This is a genomic window from Capnocytophaga genosp. AHN8471, assembly GCF_016806945.1.
GTDB classification, from domain to species: Bacteria; Bacteroidota; Bacteroidia; order Flavobacteriales; family Flavobacteriaceae; genus Capnocytophaga; species Capnocytophaga periodontitidis.
Genome location: NZ_JAESPJ010000004.1, coordinates 101,447 through 126,081, shown reverse-complemented (window position 1 = coordinate 126,081; position 24,635 = coordinate 101,447). Strand labels below are relative to the sequence as shown.

Sequence of the window (24,635 nt, the reverse complement as noted above, 5' to 3'; positions counted from 1 at the left end):
GATCTTTAATAAAGCATCTATAAGTCGAAAACAACTGATAATCATTCAATTGTTATAATTTTATCTGGGGTTGCTATATGAGTAAGACGAACATCAGTAGGAAGGGAAATAGACGAAAAATTTTCTTCAGGTAAAAAAAATGAAAGCCCTATTTTAAGAGTTTCTGGGAGGCATTCTGCTAAAAATCGGTCATAGTAACCTCCTCCGTAACCTATACGATTACCATAGAGGTCACAAGTGAGAAGGGGGACAAACACTACTTCTATTTTATGTGCAGAAATAGCAATTCCATCTTTAGGTTCTGGCACTCCCCAACTATTTGTTTGTAAAATAGTGTCTTTAGTAAATGGTATAGAAGTAAGAGTTCGCATTTCGGAGTTCATTTTTGGCACCACTACTTGTTTGTTTTTTTCATAAAGAAGTTGTAGAATAGGGGTTGTATCAACCTCATTGAGTTTTTTAATAGATAGGAATAGGTGATAACAATTATATTTCCATATATCACATAGTGAAAGCTGCTGAGCGATTTGTAGGCTCATCATCTCTCGCTTAGCTACCGATAAGGCTGTGCGTTTTTGTTTGTAGAGTTGCCGTAATTCTTTCTTGGTCATTTGATTAAAAGGGATTGTATTTCGGTAATGTCTCCATTGAAAACATTAAAGTCTATCTTCACTTTAGCCCCTGCAGTAATGCCATTTTCAGTAAATTGCCACATCTTCCAAGTAAATACCGAAGTAGGCACCGATACATTGTTGTAGTTAGCTACCCAAAGATGATAACTCTTAAAAGTAGGGTACAAATAATCTTCATAAAAACTGATATAAGTATAAAGTATAGGTTTGCGTTTGTAGCGTTTTTCAACGAGGTCTAACCACGTTTGTATATCTTTAAGGAACTGTTCTTTTGTTTTTTTCTTAGGCAACTGTTCTACATCTAATATAGGCAGGAAATCACCCTTTTCAAGCGTAGTGTTTTTGAGGTAAGATTGAGCTTGTAACACAGGATCTTCATCGGGACGATAGTAGTGATAAGCTCCTCGTATCAGTTGATGTTTTTTAGCTTCCTTCCAAAAGTGAATGAAGTTTTTATCGGTAGCTTCGTTGCCCATTGTCGCTCTAAAAATAGTAAATTGCAAGGGGTAACGAACTGTTTTGTTTTTGATGTAAAGGCTATCCCATTGTATTTCATCGCGTTCCTGATAGTGAGAAAGGTCAATACCGAATACTTTGTCGTAATACAAACTCACTATGCGTTCAATACGCGCACTCTCATAAGTAGAATTCATTTTGCGAGAAGTGAGTTTATTGAGGATTTTTTGATAAAGGGCTGGATAATAGTTTCTAATATAAAAAGCACCTCCTACCCCCAACAACAAAAGACACGCTAAAAATACACTTAAGTATTTGAAAGCGTTAGACTTTTTTCTTCTGAGGGCACGAGGTGCCTTTCTTTGTTTTTTTCTCATTTATATGATAGAGAGGTTATTATTTTATAGGTGTTTTAGGTAGGGTTACCTCTCCAGGGTCTTTCCAAAGACCATCTTTAATAGCGCGTTTTTTAGCAGCTTCAGCACGTTTTTCGCTATCGGGGTGTGAACTCATCATTTTCTGAAATTTGCTTCGAGTGTCACCCCCTGAAAGTAAAGCCATTTTTTTGAATGCAGTGTAAACAGCTACTACGTTATAACCGTGTTTTTTCATAAAGTTATAAGCGTATTCATCAGCTTGTGATTCTTGCTTTTTACTATGTTTAGCATCAAGCATAGCATTAGCCATCTCTCCAAGTTCGGTGTCGCTCAAAGCTCTCACTGCTCCTGAAGCTGCTCCTGCAGCATCTTGGGCTGCTGCACGCATATAAGCTGATTTAATGGCATCTTTAGTATCTTCATTTTTCACATGACCTATTTCGTGACCAATGATTGCCAAAAGTTCATCATCAGTCATCAAATCCATCAATGAAGAGAATACACGCACACTACCATCAGCACAAGCAAAAGCGTTGATATCAATCACGTGATACACTTTGTAGTTAAGGTTGAGTCCATCTTCGCTCTTGTGCTTGCCAAAAAGGCGATTTAAACGCTTGGTATAAGGACTTTTACTATCGGTCACTGGATTGTGCTTATCCATCCATTCTACCGATTCTTTCGAAAGTTTTTTAGCATCTTCGTTGCTAAAAGCAAGTGCTTGAGCGCCTTTAGAAACAGCGCTTGCAGCCTTTCCTAAATTAATTTTCTGAGCTTGGCAAAAACCAAATACTCCTACGCATAACGCAGTTAAGATAATTTTTTTCATCGAAAAATTCTTTTTAATTAATGCGACAAATGTAATACTTTTTTAATACACTACAAAATGTTTCTCATTTTTTTATTTTTTTAATCCCCTCTTTTTTACTAATTTTGCCGCAAAATTTGAAAAAATGCTTATCATAGGAATTACAGGCGGTACTGGTTGTGGTAAAACTACCGTTGTTAATCAAATAATTAAAGAACTTTCTGGCGAAGAAGTGACCGTTATTTCACAAGATTCTTACTATAAAGACTTGAGTCATTTATCGTTTGCCGATCGCACTAAAATAAATTTTGACCACCCCAATTCTATAGATTTTGATTTGCTAAAAGAACACCTTTTGGCTCTCAAAGAAGGTAAATCTATTAAAAGTCCTACCTATTCGTTTGTAGAACACAACCGCACTCCCGAAACTGTTTTGGTAAACCCTACAAAAGTGGTAATTGTAGAAGGCATTCTCATCTTTGCCCATCCTGATATTCGCCAATTATTTGATATTAAAATTTTTGTCCATGCCGACTCCGATGAGCGACTTATCCGCCGTATTAAACGTGACATTACTGAACGCGGCAGAGATGTGAGCGAAGTACTCAACCGTTACCAAACTACTCTCAAACCTATGCACCTCGAATTTATAGAACCTGCTAAAGAATTTGCCGATATTATTATTCCTAACAATCGCCGCAATACTGTAGCTATAGAAATCCTCAAAACTCTTGTTCACAATCGTATTTTTCAACAATAATGAAAAAAACAGCTAATTTTTCGTCTATTTTCAAAGGATACAAAAAATACCTCGTCGTAGGGGGGGTATTTACTATCTATATGCTTTTTTTTGACAATGCTTCCTTTTTGGTACATCGGAATATGAACAGTGAATTAGACAAACTCACACGACAAAAACAATTCTTACAAAAAGAAATTGAAAGAGATAAAAAAGAATTAGAAGCCCTCTATACTGATGAAGGTAAAGAAAAATTAGGACGTGAAGTGTATTATTTAAAACATGACGATGAAGAAGTTTTCATCATTGAATATGACACCATTAATTAGGTGTTAGAAATTAGTACAATAATTCTATCTGTTTGAGAGAAAATTTTTTAATTACCTCTTCAGTTGCTACTATCAACTCTCCCATAGAAGTAACACCTTTTATAATTCCCATAAAATGTATTCCTTCAGGCAACCTAAAAGTTGATACTTTTTCTAAACGAAACAAATACTTTCTGTATACATTATATATCTCCTCAAAGGAAATTTTCTCTATTACTCTTAATTCTTTCTCTAAATTACTAACAATGCGCTTCATTAGCTGTTCTATATCTAAATCCTTCTTGACAATATTTTTCAATGAAGAAGCTTTAGGCAAGCCTTCAAACTCTATTTGATTCACATTCAACCCTATACCTATGACACTCTTAGCTATTTGTTGCCCTTGTAATACATTTTCTATCAGTATTCCTCCTATTTTTTTATTATTAATTAAAATATCATTAGGCCATTTGATGCAAGGCTTTTCAGTGAATAAATGTTCTCTTAAAACATCTTCTACTGCCCTCACCACAGCTATAACAACCGACATATTTAGCAAAAAAGCGTGCTGTAACAATAGCTTTTTAGGGATAAAAAGCGTACTAAAAGTAAGATTTTGATAAGGCTCTGTTTGCCATTTTGCCCCATACTGTCCTACCCCTGCCGTTTGTTGGGGCGTCCACACGGTGAGAAAGTTAGGTAAAGAGGTTTCAGAATGTACGAGCTCTTTAAGATAGCGATTTGTAGAATCTACAGTTTTTAATTTGATAATATTCATAGCGCAAAAGTATAAATAATTTGTCAATTTATCAATTTGTTTATTAGTAAATTAAAAAAATATTACTACTTTTGTCCTCTCTATAATTTGTTAAAATGAAAACACCTATTTCTTACTATACTTTACAAGGTAATCTCTCTAACAAAACACTTGTATTTCTTCACGGTTTCTTAGAAGATAGTACTGTGTGGAATGCACTTTCTAAATCGCTTTCCGATACTTATAAGATATTGTGTATAGACCTTTTAGGACACGGAAAAACCCCTACTATTGCCCCCGTACACACTATGGAAATGATGGCTGATGAAGTAAAAGCTGTTTTAGACTATGAGAACATTTCTAAATGTATCTTAGTAGGACACTCTATGGGAGGCTATGTTGCACTTGCTTTTGCTGAGCGTTTCCAACAAAATATTGAAGGTTTAGTATTGCTCAACTCTACTCCCCTACCCGACTCTGAAGAAAAAAAAGCCAATCGCGACCGTGTATTGAAAGTTATTGAAAAAGAAAAAGAACTATTTGTACGTACAGCTGTTACTAATTTGTTTAGCGAAAAAAACCGCACTACAATGACAGTTGCTCTACAACAACTCATCAACATTGGTATCACAACACCTAATGAGGGGATTGTAGCCGCTTCTTTAGGAATGAAAGAGCGCCCCGATCGTACCTCAGTACTTCAACATCTTTCAGCTAAAAAACTCTTTATCTTAGGAAAAGAAGACACTTTAATTCCTTACCAAAAAATGACAGCTTTAGGCGAATCTATAGGAATGCAAAGTGCTGTATTAGAGGGCGGACATCTGGTATATATTGAAAACGAAGCAGCCACCATAGAGGTATTGCGTAACTTTATGAAACAAATATGAGAAAATACTTATTATTGATAGGCTTATTGACTGTAGCTTGTAACGAGCCTTCACCTAAAACAACTACTACACAAAGTAGTACAACAACTTCAAAAGACACTACAACAACTGTTGCAGAAGAAAAGTTAGCTCCTGTAGAAACACTCACTACTGATAATGTAATCCCCTTTCTCAATCAATATGAGAAAGAAAACAAAGAGCGTTTTGTACGCATCATTACCGATTATGGAAACATCGACATTGAATTGTTTAACGAAACTCCCTATCACCGCGCTAATTTTATCTTTCTCACCAAGCAAAAATATTTTGACGGCACTGTTTTTCACCGAGTGGTAAAAAATTTTGTCATACAAGGAGGCAATTCCGAAACTTGGGAAATAAGCCGTCGGAGAGCTGCCATAGGGTCTTATTTATTACCTCCAGATACCAAAAAAGGTTTCAAACACCATCGTGGCATTGTTTCTATGCCTAGTAGCGACATCGACAATCCACACCAATTCGCTTCACCCTATGAGTTTTTTATCGTAGTACAAAAACCTGGTGCATATCATTTAGACGATAACTATACGGCTTTTGGTAAAGTAATAGCAGGTATGGACGTGGTAGATAAAATCAATCAAGTACCTACCGAAGGTAAAGATGATTGGCCTACTAAAGATATCAAAATGAAAGTAATAATCCTTAATAAATAAACAAATGAAATACTATATTATCGCTGGAGAAGCATCGGGCGACTTGCACGCTGCTAACTTAATGAAAGCCCTTTTTGCTAAAGACCCTCAAGCAAACTTTCGATTTTGGGGAGGCGATCGTATGCAAAACGTGGGAGGTACCCTCGTAAAGCACTACAAAGATCTTGCCTTTATGGGTTTTTTAGAGGTATTGCTCAACTTGCGCACTATCCTCAAAAACATTAGTTTTTGTAAGAAAGACATCTCTGAATTTAAACCCGATATACTCATTTTTATAGATTATCCTGGGTTCAATATGCGTATTGCCAAATGGGCTAAACAGCAAGGCATCCCTACTCATTACTATATATCTCCTCAAATATGGGCATGGAAAGAAAATCGCATCAAAGCCATCAAACGCGATATAGATGCTATGTACGTCATTTTGCCTTTTGAAAAAGACTTCTATGAAAAGGAACATCAATACCGTGTACATTTTGTAGGACATCCCCTCCTTGATGCCATTGCTCAACGACAAGAAGTAGATGAGGTTACTTTTAAAGCTGAAAACGGCTTAGACCATCGTCCTATTATAGCCTTACTCCCTGGGAGTAGGAAACAAGAAATTGCTAAAATGCTAAAGATAATGCTCTCTATAGTAGACGACTATCACCAATATCAATTCGTAATTGCAGGCGCTCCTTCTATTGACTATCACTTTTACCAACGCTTTATCAAAGAGGAAAACGTACATTTTGTAAGCGGAAAAACCTACGATTTACTATCAATTTCGTATGCTGCTTTGGTAACCAGTGGTACAGCTACCCTTGAAACAGCCTTATTGAACATTCCCGAAGTAGTATGTTACAAAGGAAATTGGATTTCTTATCACATCGCTAAACGTATTATCAAACTAAAATATATCTCATTAGTGAATCTCATTATGGATAAACCGGTTGTAACTGAACTTATTCAAGGAGATCTTACTAAAAAGAACCTGAAGATAGAATTAGATAAACTCTCTACCTATCGCCACCGATATGAAGTATTTAAAGACTATGTTCAACTTAGAGAGAAATTAGGAGGTGAAGGTGCTAGTGAAAAAACAGCATCACTCATACTAAAACAACAACAATGAATTCCTTATCACAAAAATTTAATGCCGCTAATAAAGTGATTATATTCACACTAATAGCTTTTGGTATCACCCAAGGGTTAGTATATGGAGGAATATTCTCTCAATCACAACTGAACCAATGGCTATGTGTACCTCAACAAATATCCCTATTTTTAGAACGACCTTGGACACTGCTCAGTTATGCTTTCTACCACGTGAATATAGAACATTTGTTTTGGAATATGCTTTTTTTGTTCTTCTCTGGACACATATTTTTCCGTCTTTTCAAAGCTAAAACTTTCATAAGCGTTTATTTTTTTAGTTTGATAGGAGGAGGTATTGCATTTTTATTATGGGGTTATATCACTCCCGAAATAGCTAACAACAAAGCCTTGTTAGGAGCTTCGGCAGCTGTTATAGGTCTTTTGTTCTTCGTAGTTACTATTTTCCCCTCATATAAAATATATGTCTTTAGTTTTAGAATCCGATTATTGTTTTTCCTTCTCGCCCTTATATTATTTGATTGTATAGATATTTCTAATAATTTTGGAGGAAAAATAGCCCATTTTGGAGGAATTTTAAGCGGAATATTAGTCGGTTTTAGTTATAAACACCTCTTTTCTCCCAAGAAAAGCCCCAATACTCTTTCTACACCTTCTATTATAGAACCTCAAACGCCTCATATATCCGAAAACCAAAGAATTAAACAACACCAAATTCAAAAATTATTCAACAAAATTAATACCAGTGGCTATGATAGCCTTACCGACGAAGAAAAAAAATATCTTTTTCAAGCCACTAAAGAAAATGAGTAATTGTATGTTAAAAAATATCTATAAAAGTTAATTAATGTTAATATTTCACGTTGACTATTTATTTAACATGCTTTTAACTTTTTAGATTAGATAGTTTTTGTACTTTTGCCACAAATAGTTGAATGATTTTTTGATTTATGACGATGAGAAAACTTTTATTATTAACCCTTATCATTACCTTAGTAGGCTGTAAAAAACAACCTACAAATAGTACTTTTTTTACAGGTTTCTTTCCAAACTCTAAAGATTCATTAGTGGTTTTATATGCTAATGATACTCCTATTGACACCACCTTCCTGAACAAAGATAAGAACTTTACTTTCTCTTTAAATATCAAAGAAAGTAAATTGTATAATTTTGAAATAGGAGGAAAATATCAATATGTATTTTTAGAACCTTTGGATAGTTTAGTGGTTTATGCTAATACTTTGCGCTTTGAGGAGAGTATTTCTTTTTCAGGAAAAGGATCGGCTATCAATAACTTTTTGCTTTCACAGCTAAGTAACATCGATATCCAAAGTGATGAATTGAAAAAATATCATTCCCTCCCTCCTATAACATATAAAGAAAAAATTGATTCCATTTTGATAATAAAGAAAAAAGAGTGTGATAATTTTATAAAAAATCATCCTTATCTCTCTGAAAAAGCTAAAAATATAGCCTTAGTGAGCAGTATATTCCCTCTCTATAAAGAGATTGAAATATATCCATTTATATATCAAGATAAGAATAAAAATCTTACAAACCACCTTTTACCCTCTGATTTCTACAACTATAGGAGACAAATTGACTATAATAACTCCTTTTTAGAATACTACCGACCTTATTATAGCTATATGGTAATGTATGTGAATAACTTAGCCTTTACAAAGTACACTCACAACAATAGTACCTTAGTAGATCTAAACCGAGAGTTAGGTTTTCACTTAGAGAAAATTAAAATTATTGATAGCTTGTTTAATAAAGGAAGTTTGAGAGATAATCTATATCGAAATGCCGCTTATGCTTATATCTTTAACATTCAAGAACATGCTCAATATCAAGATTATTTTGATAAATTTGCAAAGTATAATAAGGATAATGAACACAAAGCTGAATTAGATAAAGTGTTTAAAAATGTAATCGCTTTGCAAGCTGGACAAATCCCCCCCGATTTCGATTTGATAGACACCAAAGGCTCTCTCACTAAGTTTTCAGCAATACAAAAACCCGAAGTAACCATATACTACTTTTGGTCAGTAAACCAAAGAGAACTCTCTAACTTGATTTTTAATAGAATCGCTCAACTGAAAAGTCTATTCCCTAATGTAAAATTCGTTGGTATTGATATAGGGCAAGATAAAAACCAATGGCGCAAGAGAATTTCTGAAAATCAATGGACAGACCAATATCACTCCATCAACTTTATGGATTTGTCTCAGAAATTCCTTATCAACAATATCAATAAATCAGTAATTATAGATAAAAACGGGCGTATCATATCAGCTTTTGAAGATATATTCAGCCCTAACTTAGAAAAAATTTTATTGTATAAAGCATCTTAAATTTATGTCTGACCAAATTGTCAATTTCATTATGTATTGTATCCCTGCGCTTATTGTAGGGGCTATTGCTTTCTATTTCTTTAGAATGCACATTCAAAACGAGGATAGAAAACGTTTTTTCTTACTACAACAAGAAAACCAAAAATACACTTTACCTATCCGTTTGCAGGCTTATGAGCGTATGACACTCTTCTTGGAACGCATTACTCCTCAACAACTCTTTTTGCGCATCCCTCCCCACAACTTTTCTAAACAAGAGTACGAAATACTTCTCGTGAATTCTATAGATGAAGAGTTTGAACACAATTTGGCACAGCAAATATATTTAAGCGGACAATTGTGGCAAATCATCAGAACAGCTAAAATAGCTACTATTCACATAATTCGGAAAGCTGCTCATAATGATGAACTAAAAGATTCACAAGCAATGGTAGAGGGTATATTTAAAGAGTTTGCCGAAAAAGCAACTCCATCAGCTAATGCATTAAGCCACTTAAAAGAAGAAGTAAAACAATTTTTAAGATAAAATTGTCACATAATTAAACGTTATAGAATTAGCCAAAGTTTTTTTACTTTGGTTATTTTTCTTACAAATCAACTAATTGACTAATTGACAAATTATTTAATTGGCTAATTTCAAACCAATGAATATCTTTATTCTTACAAAACCAAGTGTATTGTCGCTTTGCAAAACGCCGTGTATTTTTCTTAATTTCTTCAATAGCAAAATCTAAAGATGTTTTTCCTTCAAAAAAATCAAATAATTCTCTATATCCCACTGTTTGTAAGGCATTGAGTTCCTTATAAGGAAAAAGCCTTTGAGCCTCTATCAATAATCCATTTTCAAGCATTAGTTCTACTCGATCGTTGATGCGATTATATACGACTTCTCGTTCGGCAGTAAGTCCAATAGTGATATTTGTAAAATCTCTAAGAGTTTCCTTCCTATTTAAAAAAGATGAATAAGGTTTACCTGATGCTATACACACTTCCAAAGCTCGCATCATTCGTTGTGGATTTTGAATATCCATTCGTCCGTATTGAATTGGATCTAAATCCTTGAGTTTTGTTTGCAAATAGGTAATTCCTTGTGCTTGATAGTGTGCATCCAATTCTTTTCTAATTTCAGTAGAAACTTCAGGAAAATCATCTAATCCATAAAGCACCGCATCAGCATAAAGTCCACTTCCTCCCACCATTATCACTACATCGTGTTGTTGGAAAAGCTCAGAGAGCAAAGTAATAGTATCACGTTCAAAATCGCCCACTGAGTAGGGGTCAAATATCGATTTGTGTTGTATAAAATGATGTTTCACTTGGGCTAATTCTTCAGCTGAAGGAACAGCAGTACCTATGCTCATCTCTTTGAAAAACTGACGAGAATCACAAGAAATAATTTCTGTATCAAAGTGTAAAGCTAAGTTTATCGCCAAACTCGTTTTGCCTATGGCTGTAGGCCCTATTATAGTGAGAAGTGTTTTCTTATTTTTTATCGGCATCTGTTATAGGTTCATTCAGTGGTGAGCCACATTGGTTACAATATTTTGCTTCAGGAGGATTTTGAAAGTTACAGTGTTTGCAGCGTCGACGCTGGGTTTTCATTTTGGTATATTCAGCAGTAACAATACCTGTGGGCACTGCAATGATACCATACCCCAGAATCATTATAAGCGAAGCTAATATTTGTCCTAAGGTAGTTGCAGGAGCTATATCGCCATAGCCTACGGTAGTCATTGTAACAATACACCAATAAATACTACGAGGAATACTTGTAAAACCATTTTCGCGCCCTTCTATCACATACATCAGTGACCCCAAAAGCACACATATCACCGATACAAAATAGATAAAAATAATAATCTTATTTCTACTAGTACGCAATGCCATTTTCAATTCTTCGCCTTGGTTCATAAAGCTCACCAAATCTAAAATACGAAAAATTCTAAGCAAACGCAATGCACGTGTTACCGATATAGCCTTAGCACCAGGAGTAATGAACGACAAGTACATAGGTAATATAGAAATCAAATCAATAATACCATAAAGGCTGAAAATATAACGATAAGGTTTTTTGTTAGTAATAATTCTTAAAACATATTCCATTGAGAAGAAAACAGTAATCACCCACTCCATAAACACGAGCACCCCGTGCAAGTGTTCATTTACTCCTTGCACCGTTTCAAGCATTACCATTATCACACTGATAACAATCAGAGCCAATAACACTAAGTCAAACAACTTGCCTAAAGGTGTGTTAGTGCCATAAATAATGATATAAGCTTTCCGTTTGAAAAGTTCGTATTTAGCGTTGAAAATCTTTTTATCCATACTATTGCTCGGTAAGCCAATCACGGAAAGAATAAAAGTTTTGTGGTGATACACCGTGTCCTATAGGAAATTCTTCATACTTGTATTTAATACCAAGATTCTTTAAAAATTCGGGAGTTTGTCGTGCCCATTCCACAGGAATTACTTGATCGCTCGCACCGTGTGATACATAAAAACGAGTAGCTGAGTGATTCTCACGTGCATAACCTTCCTTTAAAATCTCTTTATTCACATATCCACTAAGCGCAATTACATTGCGTATTTTCTTAGGATAGGAAAGTGCTATTGCCATACTGAGGATACTTCCTTGACTAAAACCTAATAATGTAATATTCTTGTTATCTAAATCATATAGCTTGCAAAGCTCTTCTATACATTGCATAATAAGATCGCGTGAAGCTATTGCTTGTTCATTATCACTAAAATTTTCTTGTTCAGTATCAAAATTAATCATATACCAAGCATAGCCAAAAGTTACCAAATGATAAGGTGCTCTAAAAGAGATAATCATATATTCAGCTGGTAGAGCATCGGCAAAAGAAAAAAGATCTTCTTCATTGCTTCCATAGCCGTGTAACATAAAGATTACAGGCGGACGTTTAGTCCTCACTTGAGGTTCTCTAACAATATATTCTAATGGGATTTTTTTGTTGTTGATCATTTTAATTATAAGTTTTCTTTTTGTAGTTTCTAATTCAATACCAACTGATTACGAGCTATTACACCTATAACTTTTCCTTTCATTGTCTCGCCTATAAAAGCACTATTTTTAGAAGCCGACAAAATATCATTTATTGTAAAAACTGAAGAGCCTTCGGGAGTAAATAAAGTCATATCAGCAGAAGTCCCTTCAGTAATAGGTGTAGAAGGAATACCAAAACGTTTGCGAGCTGAAGTAAGTAATTGTATAGATCGTTCTATAGAAGTATATTGGGTAAGAATTCCAAAAGCATTCTCTAATCCTATTGTACCAAAAGCCGCCCAGTCAAACTCTTTAAATTTCAATTCTATATCTAATGGATTATGATCAGAAGTAACAAAGTCTATCACTCCCTCGTTCAAAGCCTCTCTAAGTGCTTGTACATTAGCAGTATCACGTAAAGGAGGTAATACTTTGTAGTTAGTATTAAAGTTCTCTAACACTTCATCTGTAAAATGCAAGTTATGTATTGCTACACTGCAACTTACATCTAATCCTTTAGCTTTGGCTTCTCTAATTAAGGCAACCGACTTTGCAGTAGAAATTGTTGGAATATGCAATTTACCCCCTGCATATTCTAATACAGCTAAATCGCGTGCAACCATAAGTTCTTCAGCTAAAGCAGGAATTCCTTTCAGTCCCAAACGAGTAGCTTCAATATGTTCATTCACCACTCCTTTGCCCATAAATTTAGTATCATTAGGGAAGGAAATTACAATACCTCCAAAGGGTTGGGTGTATTGTAAGGCTATTTTTAACAAATTACTATTGCTAATAGCTTTTTTATAATCGCCAAAAGCCACTGCTCCGCCTTTTTTCATATCAAAAAGCTCAGCAAGATACTCGCCTTTACTCTCTATGGTAAGTGCCCCAATAGGATGAGCTGTTGCAGCACAATGAGCAGTTTTATTCTTTATATATACTACCCCCGACTGACTATCCACCACAGGATGCGTAAGCGGATTGATTAATAGATGAGTAAAACCACTTTTTTCAGCAGTACGCATTCCATTAGCTAAAGTTTCTCGTTCTTCAAACCCTGGCTCTCCAAAACAAACACTACTATCTGTCCATCCTTGTGAAATATAAATATTCTCTAATACTTGCATTTCATTAGTAAGGGGAATAGATGCACTAACTTGCTGAATAACACCTCCTGAGATAAGAATATCTCTAACTTTATTGTGATAGGCACTTTCTGGATCAATAATCCGTGCTGATTTTAATAGAATATCCATAGTGGCTTTTTAGGCTTTCATAAATTTTATGGCAAAGGTACAAATTAATTAACAATTAACAATCAACAATTAACAATTTTAACAATTAAGATTAAATGAACCATCTAACTCATCATATAGTTTAATATGCAACTTGCTAATCGACAAATTTGCTAATTGACAAATTATTCGTATCTTTGCCCAAAAAAATATAAATATATGAAAGTAGCTGTGGTAATGGGAAGCAAAAGTGATTTACCCATAATGCAAGACGCTATTGATATTCTTAAAAACTTTGGTATTACAACAGTTGTAGATATAGTATCAGCACATCGCACCCCCCAGAAACTGATGGATTTCAGCACAAATGCTCATAAAAATGGTATTCAGGTAATTATTGCAGGAGCAGGAGGCGCAGCTCATCTGCCTGGTATGGTTGCCGCTATGTCACCACTACCTGTAATAGGGGTACCTGTAAAGAGCAGCAACTCTATTGATGGTTGGGATTCTATCCTTTCTATTTTGCAAATGCCAAATGGAGTCCCCGTTGCTACTGTAGCTTTGAATGCTGCTAAAAATGCAGGCTTATTAGCCGTACAAATATTAGCAAGTGCCAATGCTGTACTTTTACAAAAAATGATTGATTATAAAGAAAGTTTGAAACAAGCAGTACTCACTGCTGCCGCAACCCTTAACGATGAATAACAACACTTTTCAAGGCTCACGCCTTTTATTATTAGATTTTGGGTCACAATACACTCAGCTTATCGCTCGCCGAGTGCGTGAATTAAATGTGTATTGCGAAATGCACCCTTATAACCACTTACCCGAGAATCTAAGTGATTTCTCAGCTGTAATACTCTCTGGTTCTCCCTATTCAGTGCGAAGTGCAGAAGCCTTACACCCCGATTTATCAGCATTGAAAGGTAAAATGCCACTTTTAGCTGTATGCTATGGAGCTCAGTATTTAGCACACTTTGGCGGTGGTGAAGTAGCTCCTTCTAACATACGAGAATATGGTCGTGCTCACCTCTCTTATATAAAACCTGAAGAACCTCTTTTTGAAGGAATTGCTGAAGGAAGTGTTGTATGGATGAGTCATAGTGACACTATCAAACAATTGCCTATTGGTGCAATCTGTTTAGCAAGTACTCCTGATGTAACAAATGCTGCTTATCGCATAGAGGGTGAAGAAACTTACGCCATCCAGTTTCACCCCGAAGTAACCCACTCCGCCGATGGTATGAAGCTATTAGCTAACTTTCTTTTCAAAATAGCAAAACTCATCCCTAATTGGACATCCGACAATTTTGTAGAAATGACAGTTGCCCATCTGAAAACTCAAATAGGTAATGAAAAAGTTATCTTAGGATTATCGGGAGGGGTAGACTCAACGGTAGCCGCTGTATTGCTTAACAAAGCCATTGGGAAACAATTGCATTGTATATTTGTAAATAATGGACTTTTACGTAAGAATGAGTTTGAGAGTGTTTTGAAACAATATGAGGGTATGGGATTGAACGTAAAAGGTGTAGATGCTGCAACTCGTTTTCTCTCTGCCTTAGCAGGTAAAACCGACCCTGAAGAGAAACGCAAAACTATCGGACGTGTTTTTATTGAAGTATTTGACGATGAAGCACATAAAATAACCGACGCCCAATGGTTAGCACAAGGCACTATTTATCCCGATGTGATTGAATCTCTATCTGTAAAAGGACCTTCTGCCACTATCAAATCTCATCACAATGTAGGAGGTTTGCCCGATTATATGAAACTGAAAGTAGTAGAGCCTTTGCGTATGCTCTTCAAAGACGAAGTGCGTCGCGTAGGTCGCAGTTTAGGTATTAGTGACGAGCTCTTAGGGCGACACCCTTTCCCAGGTCCTGGTTTGGCCATCCGCATTTTAGGCGACATTACTGCAGAAAAAGTAGCTGTTTTGCAAGAAGTAGATGCCATATTCATCAATGCACTAAAAGAGTACAACCTTTACGACAAAGTGTGGCAAGCAGGAGCAATCCTCTTACCTATCAATAGTGTAGGGGTAATGGGCGATGAACGTACTTACGAACGTGTGGTAGCCTTGCGCGCTGTAGAAAGTGTAGATGGTATGACTGCTGATTGGGTAGATTTGCCTTATAAATTCCTCCAAAAAGTATCTAATGATATCATCAACAAAGTGAAAGGCGTAAACCGCGTAGTGTACGACATCAGCAGCAAACCGCCCGCCACTATTGAATGGGAATAAAACAATTAATAGTTAAACAAATTAATAATTAAATCATAAGCCATTATGAAACGTTTTTTAACACTAACCACCTTACTATGCATTACCTTAAGCTTTGCACAGCAAAAACATACCGCAAGTAATTACGAAAGTATTGAAAGCATCGCTAAAATTTATCGCCTTTCACCTGCCGATATTCTCAAACTCAATCCTGGAATAAAAGAGGGTATCCAGAAAGGTGTAACTATCAACATTCCTACAAGTAAGGTAAAGCACTACAGCACCCAGCGCCCAGTAGGCTTTACCTCTCATTTGGTGAAATCAGGAGAAACTTTCTTTGGTCTTTCGCAAAAGTACAACATTTCTATAGACGATTTGAAACGTTATAATTTAGACCTTTACACACGCGAACTTCAAGAAAATGAACGTATCACTATCCCTCTTTTCAACAAAACAAATGATATGGTACAAAAAGGTATACAAGGACAAAAACGCTATGTGGTAAAACCTCAGGAAACCTTGTGGAAAATTGCTAAAAACCACAATGTAAGTGTCGAAGAATTGGAACGTATCAACAAAAAAGAAAAAGGATTTAACCCTAATAACATAAAAGAAGGTCAAGAAATATGGGTGCCCGCATCAGCTGTAGATAGCTCTGAACCCGAAGTTCCTACACGTCCTGCAACCAATAAAGAATTAGTGCTTTACCTCATAGAAAAAGGTGAAGGTTTTTACAGCTTAGAACGCAAATTCGGCTTATCACAATCTGATATTGTAAAACTAAACCCTACGATAAAAGATGGTCTAAAAAGCGATGCTCAAATATGGATCCCTAAAGAGAATTACGATCGCTATAAAAATACACCTTTTACTAGTACCCCTAATTACGATTTTGAAAACTCTAACAACACTTTGCGCTCAACTTCATCTCCTAATAATGTAAAAGAAATCAGCTATATCTTACCTTTCAAAGTAGCTGATATAGGATCTACAAACAAAGCCGCTGCCCTAAAAGCACGCCTTACTGATAATAAAATCACACCCGTCGCTACTGATTTTTATTCTGGTGCGCTCATCGCTTTGGATTCTCTCCAAAAAATGGGATACAAATTCAAAGTAAATGTTTATGATAGTGAAGGTGACATCAAAAAGATTACTTCTAATGCAAACATACAAAACTCACAAGTGGTAATAGGTCCTTTTACTACCAAATCCTTTAATGCTGTAGCCGAACTAATTACCAACAACAAAACTGCGGTATTAGCTCCTTTAGCTAACAAGAACATTGTGTTAAATCCTAATGTATATCAAACCTTACCTTCTGACGAAGTACAACAAAATCAAATGATTAACTACCTCAACAAGAATTATTCTGATGAGAATATGATTATCTTAGCCGATAGCAAAAACACAGGTTTGCGCGACAAATTAGAACGTGCATTTCCAAACGCCAAAGTAGTAACAGAAATGTCAGCAAATGGATTCGCTAATGCATTGAACTACAGCAAAGAAAATGTAGTATTGTTACAATCTAACGATATAGGTTATGTGTCATTAGCAGTACGCTTATTACACAACGCTTTGAAAGTGAAAAAAAACAATGCCCACCCTAAAATTATATTAGCAACAGTAGAAAGAGGTAATGTATTCGATTCAAACAGTTTGTCTAATAATCAACTTTCTGATTTGCACTTCACCTACCCTACTGTAAACAGATACTCTAATGGTAGTGATAGTTTTTCAGTCCGCTATCAAAAAACTTATGGCATTTTACCTAATAAATATGCTATCCGTGGCTTCGATCTCACTATGGACGCTGTATTGCGTTTAGGAGTATCTGGTAACTTAAATAGTACCAATACCCGTATAGGTGAAACCTCATTCTTAGAGAACAAGTTTGCCTACCTCAAAAACTCTTATAAAGGAGGAGGATATGAAAACCAAGGCGTTTACATTGTTCAGTACGACAATATGGAAATCAAAGAAGTAAAATAATGAACGTTCAAATAGATTCAAGTTGGAAGTCGGTATTACAAGAAGAATTTAATAAGCCGTATTTCAGTCAGCTCACCGATTTTGTAAAGAAAGAATATGCCGAAAATATCTGTTATCCCAAAGGAAAGCAAATATTTTCGGCTTTCGACCATTGTCCGCTGGACAAGGTGAAAGTAGTTATCATCGGGCAAGACCCCTATCACGGCGAAGGGCAGGCAAACGGTTTGTGTTTTTCAGTACACGATGGCATTGCCCACCCACCTTCACTTATCAATATTTTTAGGGAAATAGGGCAAGATTTAGGTACCTCCTACCCTATCAGTGGCAATTTGGAGCGCTGGGCATCGCAAGGAGTTTTGCTGCTGAACGCCACTCTCACCGTAAGAGCCAACGAAGCAGGTAGTCACCAAAATCAAGGTTGGGAAACATTCACAGATGCTGTTATTAAAGCTGTTTCAGCACATTGTAATAATGTAGTATTTATGTTATGGGGAAGCTATGCTAAAAAGAAAGCTAACCTTATTGATAGTTCCAAACACTGCATACTCACTTCTGGTCATCCTTCACCTTTGAGTGCTAATAGAGGGCATTGGTTTGGTAACAAACATTTCAGCAAAGCTAATGCCTATCTTACATCTGTAGGTAAAGAAACCATAAACTGGTAATTAGATAGTATTAAAAGATAAGATATAATAAGGTAATAATATTGTAGAAAATGATACAATTCATCATCGAAAAGTATAAAGACAGAATAGCTGTAGGAACCAAAGACTTCATAAATATAACTTGGATTGAGCAAACAGAAAAGAAATTAGGTTTTCCTTTACCTGATATTTATAAAGAGATGTTATTAAACTATGAATTTATCACTGTTTGTGGAGTCGATTTTAAAACTATTGTGCCACCTGAATATCAAGAGGATGCTGATATTGATATTTATTATACTTATCTAGTAAATTTGCAAAACAATCTATTTCAAAAAGACGAATTAGCTTTCTTAGAGATGGACGAAGAAACCTATTTCTTTAAAATAGAAGAAGCTGGTCAAGCTAATGAATATCCTGTTTACATTCGAGATTATATAATGAATGAAGAGCATCTATATGCCAATAACTTTCAAGAATTTTTAGAACATTTTTTTAGTATAATACTGGGAGATGATTCAAAAAAATATGATAAAAAAAGTAACTAAATCTAATTGCATCAAATATGAAACCATTACAACTAAGTGATTTTATAGTAGACCCTAATGACAATCACATATATCAAGCTGAATTTGAGTATGAAGAAATTACAGCTGAAATAGTTCTTACACACGAAAAATGGGATTTTAATAGAGTTTTTAAACTGTCTGAATCTGTATTTGCAAATTTAGAGAAACTAAACAATAAGGCTAAGTCATTTCTTGCAATGATAGAAGTAGGACAAATCAATGAACAATTAGAAGAGCAAGGAGGAAAAAAAATTACTGAAGAAGATTTTAAAAATCTAACCCCCATACTTAAGATCAATATTTGTGATGGAGAAATACAATTTTACTATCTTATGGTTTTAGGAGAGTATTTTTTAGGAGTTCAAATGTCAGCTGAAGATGATTTTAATAATCCTAATTTTTTATATTTATCAATAGAGACTACATTAGAAAGTGATGCTGAAGGACAAAAAATATTTAAAGCAACGGATATAAGTGTATACGAAGTTACTATAGGAAGTGCTGAAAAAAAATCTCCATCTTCTACCTCTAACAATTTTTTGCAAGTATATGATAATAAAAACTTTTTTGAACGAATAGTCTCATTCTTCAAAGGATTATTCAAATAGATATAATTACTATGCAGTACCAAATAAAAACCGTCAAGGAAATCAAACATCTCATTCCAAATGATAGCGAATATGCTGGCTATAGCCAGTTCTATTCTTATGCCCATACTTTTTATGAAAATAGGTATGTAGTAGTAGTGCAAGGTGATTGGCATCCTAAAAGTACTGTAAATTTAGACAATATCAGCACACACTTCCCTGATTATCATTATCAAGAACTAGATGTCCCTACCTTTATCTTCGTACAAGGCAATGCTGTAGTGAGCAACCTCTTCAATCAGCGTAGTGAAGGGGCTTGTGGGCTTATCGTTTTGGGTAACCTATCAGCTGAAAATATAGCAGTTAGTGGACAAGAACTATATATACAAGGTAATCTTTTTGTAGAAGGTTTCTTTTTGGGGGACACAGCTATCGGGAAACTCACCGCAAAAAAAGCATTAGATATTCGAGTATTTATAGAAACTGAATATATTTATCCCCTTGAGCGTTTTGAAACTGCCGATGAGGTAACAGTAAGTTATTGGCTCAAAAAAGATGACCCTGATAGATTTAAGAAAAATCATTTATTAAAATCATTACTCCCTAAAACTTTCCTCTACACTAAAAAAGAGGTTGAGGAAGAGAAAATAGAATTATGGGATTGGTCAGCTTGGTTAAAACGCAGTAAACTTTTTGAAGCCTTAGAAAAAGGAAGTGCAATTCTTTATGAAGAAGAGCAAATCGAAGAAAAGATTTTAAACAATGATGGTTTTACTTTCTTATTTAAGAGTACCGATATCAATTTAGAAAACTTACAACGTTTCATTAACCCTGAAGATTTTGCCCTACTTGAAAACAATGATGATGAAACGGGGAGATATTATGAATATTGGGAAGGAGAAATCTTCTATCGTATTACACTTTCTAAAATAAATCCTGCTATAGGAGGCGTGTATTTCTATTGCAACGAACAAGTTTTCTATTTATTTACTGATGGTGAAAAGTTGCATATCTCTTGGCAACCTAATGAGGCATCACCTTTTGTATACTTAGAAGCTCATAAAAACCCTCGTGAATATTATTTTGTACAAGAGTGCTGGCAATACTTCCAGCGTAGGTATTGTGAAGTAGTGCATTATGTAAGACTCTTTAGAGATAATGTAACAGTAGAACGTTATAACCAGTTGCTTTCACTCCCCGAAGTACAAAAATATTACAGTGATTATACTGATGTTGATGCTGTGCTCTATGTAGGGCGATATGGTTTTCAGTTCCGAAAAGCTGAAGGTAATACTTCTTCACGAATGACGATTACTAAAGAATATTGGGACGATAAATTATGCGATTACCAGTTTGTTTTCTATCATTACGAGCCAAACAAAGAAGGTACTGCTATCAACCTATTTACACAAGACGGCAATGGTTATGAATTTAGTACTTATAAAGTAGATGCTCAACATAGCAAATTCTACAAATTAGCAACTGCTATATTCAAACGTGCCGAAAGAGTACTCCTCACTGATGAATTCCTCTCTGAAAGAGAAGCTTCTGCACGTGAAATGGATGAGATAAGAAAACCAAAATCTGTGTTCAAACGCTTAGCAGAGAATATAGGTGCTTTTTTCAGCAGACGACGAAAATAAAAATATGAGTTTCAACTTTAATCAATATATAGGTTTTCTCCTTTTTGTAGTCATTTTCCTGATAGGTTTTTGGCTACTGTGCTTTTTGTGTTCGGTACTCCCTTATTGGTTAATAGGAGTAATAAAAGAGCGATTCAAAGAACGAAAATCTACTAAAAATATAGATTCCTCCTCTCAAAACTAACTACTGATGACATTGAAAGAAAGAATACAAAACCTCCCAATCATCAAGCAATTCGTCGGATTTCTAAAAAAAATACGTTTAGCTAAGAATGCTTTTTCTTTGTACGACTTGCTTGAGTTATATATTGTAGGGATTATGAAAGGTACTCTCACATATCGTGCGAGTGCTATTTCATACAGCTTCTTTTTAGCTATATTTCCCTTTTTATTGTTTATTTTAAACCTTATCCCATATATTCCCATTGATGATTTTCAAGTAGATTTTTGGGGATTTATTGATGATATGCTACCTCCTGGTACTCACGATTTCTTTTCTGATATCTTTTTTGATATTGCCGAAAAAAAACGTGGAGGTTTATTGTCGTCTGTATTTTTCTTATCTATTTTCTTGATGACCAATGGTATTATGGCTATTTTTGGAGGGTTTGAATTTTCGTACCACCGTCAAATCACACGCACTTATATCAAGCAATATCTTTATGCTCTAATGGTTGCTATCATCTTGTCATTATTAGTGTTGTTTGCGGTAGTTACTTTCATTTACTACGAAATATATTTAGTGCCTTACCTTGATAAAATCAATTTTATCACCGATTACGAAACGCTTCTCAAAATATCAAAAATCGGATTTGTTGCCCTGATTACCTACTTTGGTACAGGTGTGTTATTTTATTTTGGCACAGTAGAGGGTAAAGAAAGTAAATTCTTTTCAGCAGGCTCTCTCCTTACGGTGTTACTTTTTGGTTTAACCACCTATTTATTTGGTATTTACATCGAAAATTTTTCGCAATATAACCAGCTATATGGCTCTATTGGAGCGCTGCTTATTTTCTTGCTATATATTTGGATTAATGCCAATATTCTCTTGTTAGGATTTGAACTAAATGCGTCTCTTTTAAAACTTAAAAAACACGACTAATGTACTTTGTAGAAGTCATATTACCACTTCCGCTTCCTAAATTGTACACTTATCGTATCAACGAGGATGAAGCGCATTTCTTGCAAACGGGAATGCGCGTAGCTGTTTCATTTGGCAAATCAAAAGTATATACAGCTTTAGTTCATAAAGTGCATACTAATGAACCTACTTATGAAACTAAAGATATCGAATACATTCTAGACGAAACTCCCATCGTTACTCCTAATCAAATTACTCATTGGCAATGGATTGCCGATTATTATATGTGTACTTTAGGTGAGGTGATAAAATCGGCTTTACCATCAGCTTTTTTGTTAGAAAGTGAAACTATTATTGAAATTGCTGAAAAAGACCTCAATCCCTATCTATTTAGCGATGACGAATTTCAGGTGTACGAAGCTCTACACTACAAAACAGCATTAAAAGGAAGTGAAGTGAGCAAAATCATTCCTAAAAAGAAGACTTTGAAGGTCATAAAGAGTTTGGTAGAAAAAGGTGCTGCTCGTATTTCAGAAAGAATTTTTGAAAAATATGTACCAAAGCTCGTAAAATACATACGTTTAGCGGAAGCCTACCAATCTCAAGAAGGTTTGCAAAAAGCTTTAGAATTGCTGAAAAGTGAAAAGCAAAAAAAACTGATAATGGCTTACTTCAATCATATCAACAGAGAGGTTTTACCTTTAAAAGTTGAAAATCTATTAGAAGAAGCTAAGGTTTCAAATGCGGTACTCAAATCGGTGGTAGAAAAAGGTATTTTAGAAATATATTACCTGCAAAAAGATCGTGTAAGTTTTGCTGATAGTGAGGTTTTAGCAAAAAAAACACTCAACAATATACAAAACGAAGCGCTTTATCAAGTACAACAACAGTTTCAAACTAAAAATACAGTACTTTTACAAGGTGTCACGGCTTCTGGTAAAACCGAAATCTACATTGAACTTATCGACCAATACCTAAAGAAAGGTAAACAAGTGCTTTACTTACTCCCAGAAATCGCCTTGACAATTCATCTTATCAATCGATTGAAAAAACACTTTGGTAAAAATCTATCAGTATATCATTCTAAATACAATACTAACGAGCGCGTAGAGGTTTGGAACAATGTACTGAACAATTGCTCCAAAGCACAATTAGTAGTAGGAGTGCGTTCTTCAGTATATCTGCCTTTCAAAGATTTAGGATTAGTGGTAATTGATGAGGAACACGATAGTTCATATCGTCAGTTCGACCCTGCTCCTCGCTTGCAAGCGCGTGATAGTGCCATTATGCTAGCTAACATCTTCAAAGCTAAAACTTTATTAGGTACAGCTACTCCCTCAATAGAAAGTATGCACAACGTAAAGGTAGGTAAATATGGCTTTGTCTATCTATCAAAACGTTATACTAATTTCCTCCCCCCTATCATCGAACTTATCGACATCAAGGACAAGCAACATCGCAAACGTATGAATGGACATTTTTCCGATATTCTTATTGAAGAAATGACCAATACTTTATCACAAGGAAAACAAGTGCTTTTGTTCCAAAACCGAAGAGGTTATGCACCTATTGTACAGTGTATGCATTGCGGCACAGTCCCTCAATGCCCACATTGCGATGTGAGTCTCACTTTCCACCATAGTAGCAATCAGTTGCGATGTCATTATTGTGGCTATGCAATACCTATGCCCAAAACTTGTATTGCTTGTGGAAGTGTAGATTTAAAAACAAAAGGTTTTGGTACTGAACAGATTAGTAAAGAATTAGAAGTACTTTTCCCCCAAGTAGCCATCGACCGAATGGATCAAGATACTACCAATGGCAAATACGGATATGAAAAAATATTAGCCAAATTTGAACAGCAAGAAACCCAAATATTGGTAGGTACCCAAATGATTTCTAAAGGATTAGATTTTGAAAATATAGGATTAGTAGGAGTAATGAATGCCGATGCTCTCATTCATTCTCCCGACTATCGAGCTTATGAACGTAGTTTTCAGTTGTTATTACAAGTCTCAGGGCGTGCAGGTAGAAGTGCCCAACGAGGAAAAGTTTTAATACAAACCTACAATCCTCAACACCCTGTAATTCAACAAGTATTACAAAATGATTTCAAGGGGATGTATCAAAATCAAATAGAGGAACGCCAATCTTTCTCGTATCCTCCATTTGTACAAATGATTAAAATAACACTGAAACACACGAACTTCAATCGTACAAATGAAGGTGCTGAGTGGTTCGCTAATGCTCTTAAAGAAGCTTTTGCTTCCAAAAAGGGAATAGAAATTTTAGGTCCTGAGTTTCCCTTAATTTCACGCATCAGAAACGAATATTTGAAAGATGTTTTAGTGAAGGTAAAACCTTCTGAACTTTCTATACATCATACTAAAGAACAAATCAAACGTATAGAAACCAGTTTTCAGTCTATTAGTAATTTTCGTACCATAAGAGTTAGTTATTTGATTGATTAATTTTTAGTTTACCAATTCACTAATCAACAAATTGGCTAATTGAAAAATTATTCTTACTTTTG

26 protein-coding genes are annotated in these 24,635 nt (G+C 35.1%); 18 read left to right on the top strand and 8 right to left on the bottom strand.

The annotated features are described in order from the left end of the window. Positions 1–41: 41 nt before the first annotated feature. From JMN12_RS01015 to JMN12_RS01005, 3 genes are read right to left on the bottom strand one after another with little or no spacing between them, the layout of a single operon-like run. Entirely contained in the window at positions 42–611 is a 570-nt protein-coding gene (locus JMN12_RS01015) for a 5-formyltetrahydrofolate cyclo-ligase (protein ID WP_203136246.1), read from the bottom strand. Then, on the bottom strand, positions 608–1,465 hold the full coding sequence (locus JMN12_RS01010) for a GH25 family lysozyme (protein ID WP_009413602.1): 858 nt from the start codon (positions 1,463–1,465) through the stop codon (positions 608–610). The genes JMN12_RS01015 and JMN12_RS01010 overlap by 4 nt, the downstream gene beginning before the upstream one ends. Positions 1,466–1,484: 19 nt before the next feature. Continuing rightward, positions 1,485–2,294, bottom strand: a complete 810-nt coding sequence (locus JMN12_RS01005; RefSeq protein WP_009413601.1) for a M48 family metallopeptidase — start codon at positions 2,292–2,294, stop codon at positions 1,485–1,487. Positions 2,295–2,418: 124 nt separating this feature from the next. Here JMN12_RS01005 and udk point away from each other — a divergent pair, with 124 nt between their 5' ends. Together udk and JMN12_RS00995 are read left to right on the top strand one after the other, a co-directional pair. Next, complete coding sequence (gene udk / locus JMN12_RS01000) at positions 2,419–3,033, top strand: uridine kinase (RefSeq protein ID WP_203080587.1); 615 nt, start codon at positions 2,419–2,421, stop codon at positions 3,031–3,033. Beyond that, positions 3,033–3,341, top strand: a complete 309-nt coding sequence (locus JMN12_RS00995; RefSeq protein WP_009413599.1) for a hypothetical protein — start codon at positions 3,033–3,035, stop codon at positions 3,339–3,341. The genes udk and JMN12_RS00995 overlap by 1 nt, the downstream gene beginning before the upstream one ends. A 10-nt stretch (positions 3,342–3,351) precedes the next feature. Here the strand turns inward: JMN12_RS00995 and JMN12_RS00990 are convergent, their stop codons facing one another. Beyond that, a complete protein-coding gene (locus tag JMN12_RS00990; protein WP_203136237.1) occupies positions 3,352–4,098 on the bottom strand; it encodes a biotin--[acetyl-CoA-carboxylase] ligase in 747 nt (248 codons plus the stop codon). A gap of 95 nt (positions 4,099–4,193) precedes the next feature. On the opposite strand from JMN12_RS00990, the gene JMN12_RS00985 reads away from it, so the two are divergent. The 6 genes from JMN12_RS00985 (at position 4,194) to JMN12_RS00960 (ending at position 9,640) form a co-directional block, all read left to right on the top strand. Beyond that, complete coding sequence (locus JMN12_RS00985; RefSeq protein WP_203136235.1) at positions 4,194–4,967, top strand: alpha/beta fold hydrolase; 774 nt, start codon at positions 4,194–4,196, stop codon at positions 4,965–4,967. Further along, on the top strand, positions 4,964–5,659 hold the full coding sequence (locus tag JMN12_RS00980) for a peptidylprolyl isomerase (protein ID WP_203136233.1): 696 nt from the start codon (positions 4,964–4,966) through the stop codon (positions 5,657–5,659). Before JMN12_RS00985 ends, JMN12_RS00980 begins: the two co-directional genes overlap by 4 nt. Positions 5,660–5,663: 4 nt before the next feature. Beyond that, a complete protein-coding gene (lpxB, locus tag JMN12_RS00975; protein ID WP_203136231.1) occupies positions 5,664–6,776 on the top strand; it encodes a lipid-A-disaccharide synthase in 1,113 nt (370 codons plus the stop codon). Then, positions 6,773–7,570 carry a rhomboid family intramembrane serine protease gene (locus JMN12_RS00970; protein ID WP_203136229.1) on the top strand — a complete coding sequence of 266 codons (798 nt, stop codon included), beginning with the start codon at positions 6,773–6,775 and terminating at the stop codon, positions 7,568–7,570. Before lpxB ends, JMN12_RS00970 begins: the two co-directional genes overlap by 4 nt. Positions 7,571–7,707: 137 nt before the next feature. Continuing rightward, entirely contained in the window at positions 7,708–9,114 is a 1,407-nt protein-coding gene (locus tag JMN12_RS00965) for a TlpA family protein disulfide reductase (RefSeq protein ID WP_203136218.1), read from the top strand. 4 nt (positions 9,115–9,118) lie between these two features. Continuing rightward, complete coding sequence (locus JMN12_RS00960; protein WP_203093541.1) at positions 9,119–9,640, top strand: hypothetical protein; 522 nt, start codon at positions 9,119–9,121, stop codon at positions 9,638–9,640. Positions 9,641–9,701: 61 nt separating this feature from the next. Here the strand turns inward: JMN12_RS00960 and miaA are convergent, their stop codons facing one another. From miaA to JMN12_RS00940, 4 genes are read right to left on the bottom strand one after another with little or no spacing between them, the layout of a single operon-like run. Beyond that, positions 9,702–10,613 carry a tRNA (adenosine(37)-N6)-dimethylallyltransferase MiaA gene (miaA, locus tag JMN12_RS00955; protein WP_198466103.1) on the bottom strand — a complete coding sequence of 304 codons (912 nt, stop codon included), beginning with the start codon at positions 10,611–10,613 and terminating at the stop codon, positions 9,702–9,704. Next, entirely contained in the window at positions 10,597–11,442 is an 846-nt protein-coding gene (locus tag JMN12_RS00950) for an ion transporter (RefSeq protein WP_198466104.1), read from the bottom strand. Before JMN12_RS00950 ends, miaA begins: the two co-directional genes overlap by 17 nt. A 1-nt stretch (position 11,443) precedes the next feature. After that, positions 11,444–12,103 (bottom strand): alpha/beta hydrolase, encoded by a 660-nt coding sequence (locus JMN12_RS00945; protein WP_198466105.1) that lies wholly within the window; start codon positions 12,101–12,103, stop codon positions 11,444–11,446. Between the two features lie 29 nt (positions 12,104–12,132). Continuing rightward, positions 12,133–13,380 carry a dihydroorotase gene (locus JMN12_RS00940; RefSeq protein WP_198466106.1) on the bottom strand — a complete coding sequence of 416 codons (1,248 nt, stop codon included), beginning with the start codon at positions 13,378–13,380 and terminating at the stop codon, positions 12,133–12,135. 198 nt (positions 13,381–13,578) lie between these two features. On the opposite strand from JMN12_RS00940, the gene purE reads away from it, so the two are divergent. Genes purE through priA form a run of 10 tightly spaced genes read left to right on the top strand, consistent with a single transcriptional unit; the run spans position 13,579 to position 24,573 of the window. Then, positions 13,579–14,064: a 5-(carboxyamino)imidazole ribonucleotide mutase gene (gene purE, locus JMN12_RS00935; RefSeq protein WP_198466107.1), complete on the top strand. Its 486-nt coding sequence runs from the start codon at positions 13,579–13,581 to the stop codon at positions 14,062–14,064. Beyond that, positions 14,057–15,604, top strand: a complete 1,548-nt coding sequence (gene guaA, locus JMN12_RS00930) for a glutamine-hydrolyzing GMP synthase (protein ID WP_203136216.1) — start codon at positions 14,057–14,059, stop codon at positions 15,602–15,604. The genes purE and guaA overlap by 8 nt, the downstream gene beginning before the upstream one ends. 45 nt (positions 15,605–15,649) lie before the next feature. Next, the gene (locus JMN12_RS00925) at positions 15,650–17,578 is read left to right on the top strand and encodes a LysM peptidoglycan-binding domain-containing protein (protein ID WP_203136215.1); all 1,929 of its coding nucleotides are present in this window, start codon (positions 15,650–15,652) and stop codon (positions 17,576–17,578) included. Then, positions 17,578–18,243 carry a uracil-DNA glycosylase gene (ung, locus tag JMN12_RS00920; protein WP_009413583.1) on the top strand — a complete coding sequence of 222 codons (666 nt, stop codon included), beginning with the start codon at positions 17,578–17,580 and terminating at the stop codon, positions 18,241–18,243. The genes JMN12_RS00925 and ung overlap by 1 nt, the downstream gene beginning before the upstream one ends. Before the next feature lie 50 nt (positions 18,244–18,293). Beyond that, the gene (locus tag JMN12_RS00915) at positions 18,294–18,770 is read left to right on the top strand and encodes an SMI1/KNR4 family protein (RefSeq protein ID WP_203136212.1); all 477 of its coding nucleotides are present in this window, start codon (positions 18,294–18,296) and stop codon (positions 18,768–18,770) included. 17 nt (positions 18,771–18,787) lie between these two features. Beyond that, positions 18,788–19,399, top strand: coding sequence for a hypothetical protein (locus tag JMN12_RS00910; protein WP_203136209.1), 612 nt, complete (start codon positions 18,788–18,790; stop codon positions 19,397–19,399). A gap of 11 nt (positions 19,400–19,410) precedes the next feature. Further along, on the top strand, positions 19,411–21,021 hold the full coding sequence (locus tag JMN12_RS00905; protein WP_203136207.1) for a hypothetical protein: 1,611 nt from the start codon (positions 19,411–19,413) through the stop codon (positions 21,019–21,021). Between the two features lie 4 nt (positions 21,022–21,025). Then, entirely contained in the window at positions 21,026–21,205 is a 180-nt protein-coding gene (locus JMN12_RS00900) for a hypothetical protein (RefSeq protein ID WP_002678812.1), read from the top strand. A 6-nt stretch (positions 21,206–21,211) separates the two neighbouring features. Further along, complete coding sequence (locus JMN12_RS00895) at positions 21,212–22,123, top strand: YihY/virulence factor BrkB family protein (RefSeq protein WP_009413578.1); 912 nt, start codon at positions 21,212–21,214, stop codon at positions 22,121–22,123. Beyond that, positions 22,123–24,573, top strand: a complete 2,451-nt coding sequence (gene priA, locus JMN12_RS00890; RefSeq protein ID WP_203136205.1) for a primosomal protein N' — start codon at positions 22,123–22,125, stop codon at positions 24,571–24,573. Before JMN12_RS00895 ends, priA begins: the two co-directional genes overlap by 1 nt. Positions 24,574–24,635: the final 62 nt, after the last annotated feature.

Excerpts from the sequence above, each read along its gene's own strand:
- lpxB (WP_203136231.1), top strand. The coding sequence starts at position 5,664 with ATGAAATACTATATTATCGCTGGAGAAGCATCGGGCGACTTGCACGCT.
- JMN12_RS00995 (WP_009413599.1), top strand. The coding sequence starts at position 3,033 with ATGAAAAAAACAGCTAATTTTTCGTCTATTTTCAAAGGATACAAAAAA.
- miaA (WP_198466103.1), bottom strand. The coding sequence starts at position 10,613 with ATGCCGATAAAAAATAAGAAAACACTTCTCACTATAATAGGGCCTACA.
- JMN12_RS00970 (WP_203136229.1), top strand. The coding sequence starts at position 6,773 with ATGAATTCCTTATCACAAAAATTTAATGCCGCTAATAAAGTGATTATA.
- JMN12_RS00910 (WP_203136209.1), top strand. The coding sequence starts at position 18,788 with ATGAAACCATTACAACTAAGTGATTTTATAGTAGACCCTAATGACAAT.
- JMN12_RS01005 (WP_009413601.1), bottom strand. The coding sequence starts at position 2,294 with ATGAAAAAAATTATCTTAACTGCGTTATGCGTAGGAGTATTTGGTTTT.
- purE (WP_198466107.1), top strand. The coding sequence starts at position 13,579 with ATGAAAGTAGCTGTGGTAATGGGAAGCAAAAGTGATTTACCCATAATG.
- JMN12_RS00895 (WP_009413578.1), top strand. The coding sequence starts at position 21,212 with ATGACATTGAAAGAAAGAATACAAAACCTCCCAATCATCAAGCAATTC.
- JMN12_RS00960 (WP_203093541.1), top strand. The coding sequence starts at position 9,119 with ATGTCTGACCAAATTGTCAATTTCATTATGTATTGTATCCCTGCGCTT.
- JMN12_RS00905 (WP_203136207.1), top strand. The coding sequence starts at position 19,411 with ATGCAGTACCAAATAAAAACCGTCAAGGAAATCAAACATCTCATTCCA.
- JMN12_RS00965 (WP_203136218.1), top strand. The coding sequence starts at position 7,708 with ATGACGATGAGAAAACTTTTATTATTAACCCTTATCATTACCTTAGTA.
- JMN12_RS00985 (WP_203136235.1), top strand. The coding sequence starts at position 4,194 with ATGAAAACACCTATTTCTTACTATACTTTACAAGGTAATCTCTCTAAC.
- JMN12_RS00915 (WP_203136212.1), top strand. The coding sequence starts at position 18,294 with ATGATACAATTCATCATCGAAAAGTATAAAGACAGAATAGCTGTAGGA.
- JMN12_RS00940 (WP_198466106.1), bottom strand. The coding sequence starts at position 13,380 with ATGGATATTCTATTAAAATCAGCACGGATTATTGATCCAGAAAGTGCC.
- guaA (WP_203136216.1), top strand. The coding sequence starts at position 14,057 with ATGAATAACAACACTTTTCAAGGCTCACGCCTTTTATTATTAGATTTT.
- ung (WP_009413583.1), top strand. The coding sequence starts at position 17,578 with ATGAACGTTCAAATAGATTCAAGTTGGAAGTCGGTATTACAAGAAGAA.
- JMN12_RS00900 (WP_002678812.1), top strand. The coding sequence starts at position 21,026 with ATGAGTTTCAACTTTAATCAATATATAGGTTTTCTCCTTTTTGTAGTC.
- JMN12_RS01010 (WP_009413602.1), bottom strand. The coding sequence starts at position 1,465 with ATGAGAAAAAAACAAAGAAAGGCACCTCGTGCCCTCAGAAGAAAAAAG.
- JMN12_RS00950 (WP_198466104.1), bottom strand. The coding sequence starts at position 11,442 with ATGGATAAAAAGATTTTCAACGCTAAATACGAACTTTTCAAACGGAAA.
- udk (WP_203080587.1), top strand. The coding sequence starts at position 2,419 with ATGCTTATCATAGGAATTACAGGCGGTACTGGTTGTGGTAAAACTACC.
- JMN12_RS00980 (WP_203136233.1), top strand. The coding sequence starts at position 4,964 with ATGAGAAAATACTTATTATTGATAGGCTTATTGACTGTAGCTTGTAAC.
- JMN12_RS00945 (WP_198466105.1), bottom strand. The coding sequence starts at position 12,103 with ATGATCAACAACAAAAAAATCCCATTAGAATATATTGTTAGAGAACCT.
- JMN12_RS01015 (WP_203136246.1), bottom strand. The coding sequence starts at position 611 with ATGACCAAGAAAGAATTACGGCAACTCTACAAACAAAAACGCACAGCC.
- JMN12_RS00990 (WP_203136237.1), bottom strand. The coding sequence starts at position 4,098 with ATGAATATTATCAAATTAAAAACTGTAGATTCTACAAATCGCTATCTT.
- JMN12_RS00925 (WP_203136215.1), top strand. The coding sequence starts at position 15,650 with ATGAAACGTTTTTTAACACTAACCACCTTACTATGCATTACCTTAAGC.
- priA (WP_203136205.1), top strand. The coding sequence starts at position 22,123 with ATGTACTTTGTAGAAGTCATATTACCACTTCCGCTTCCTAAATTGTAC.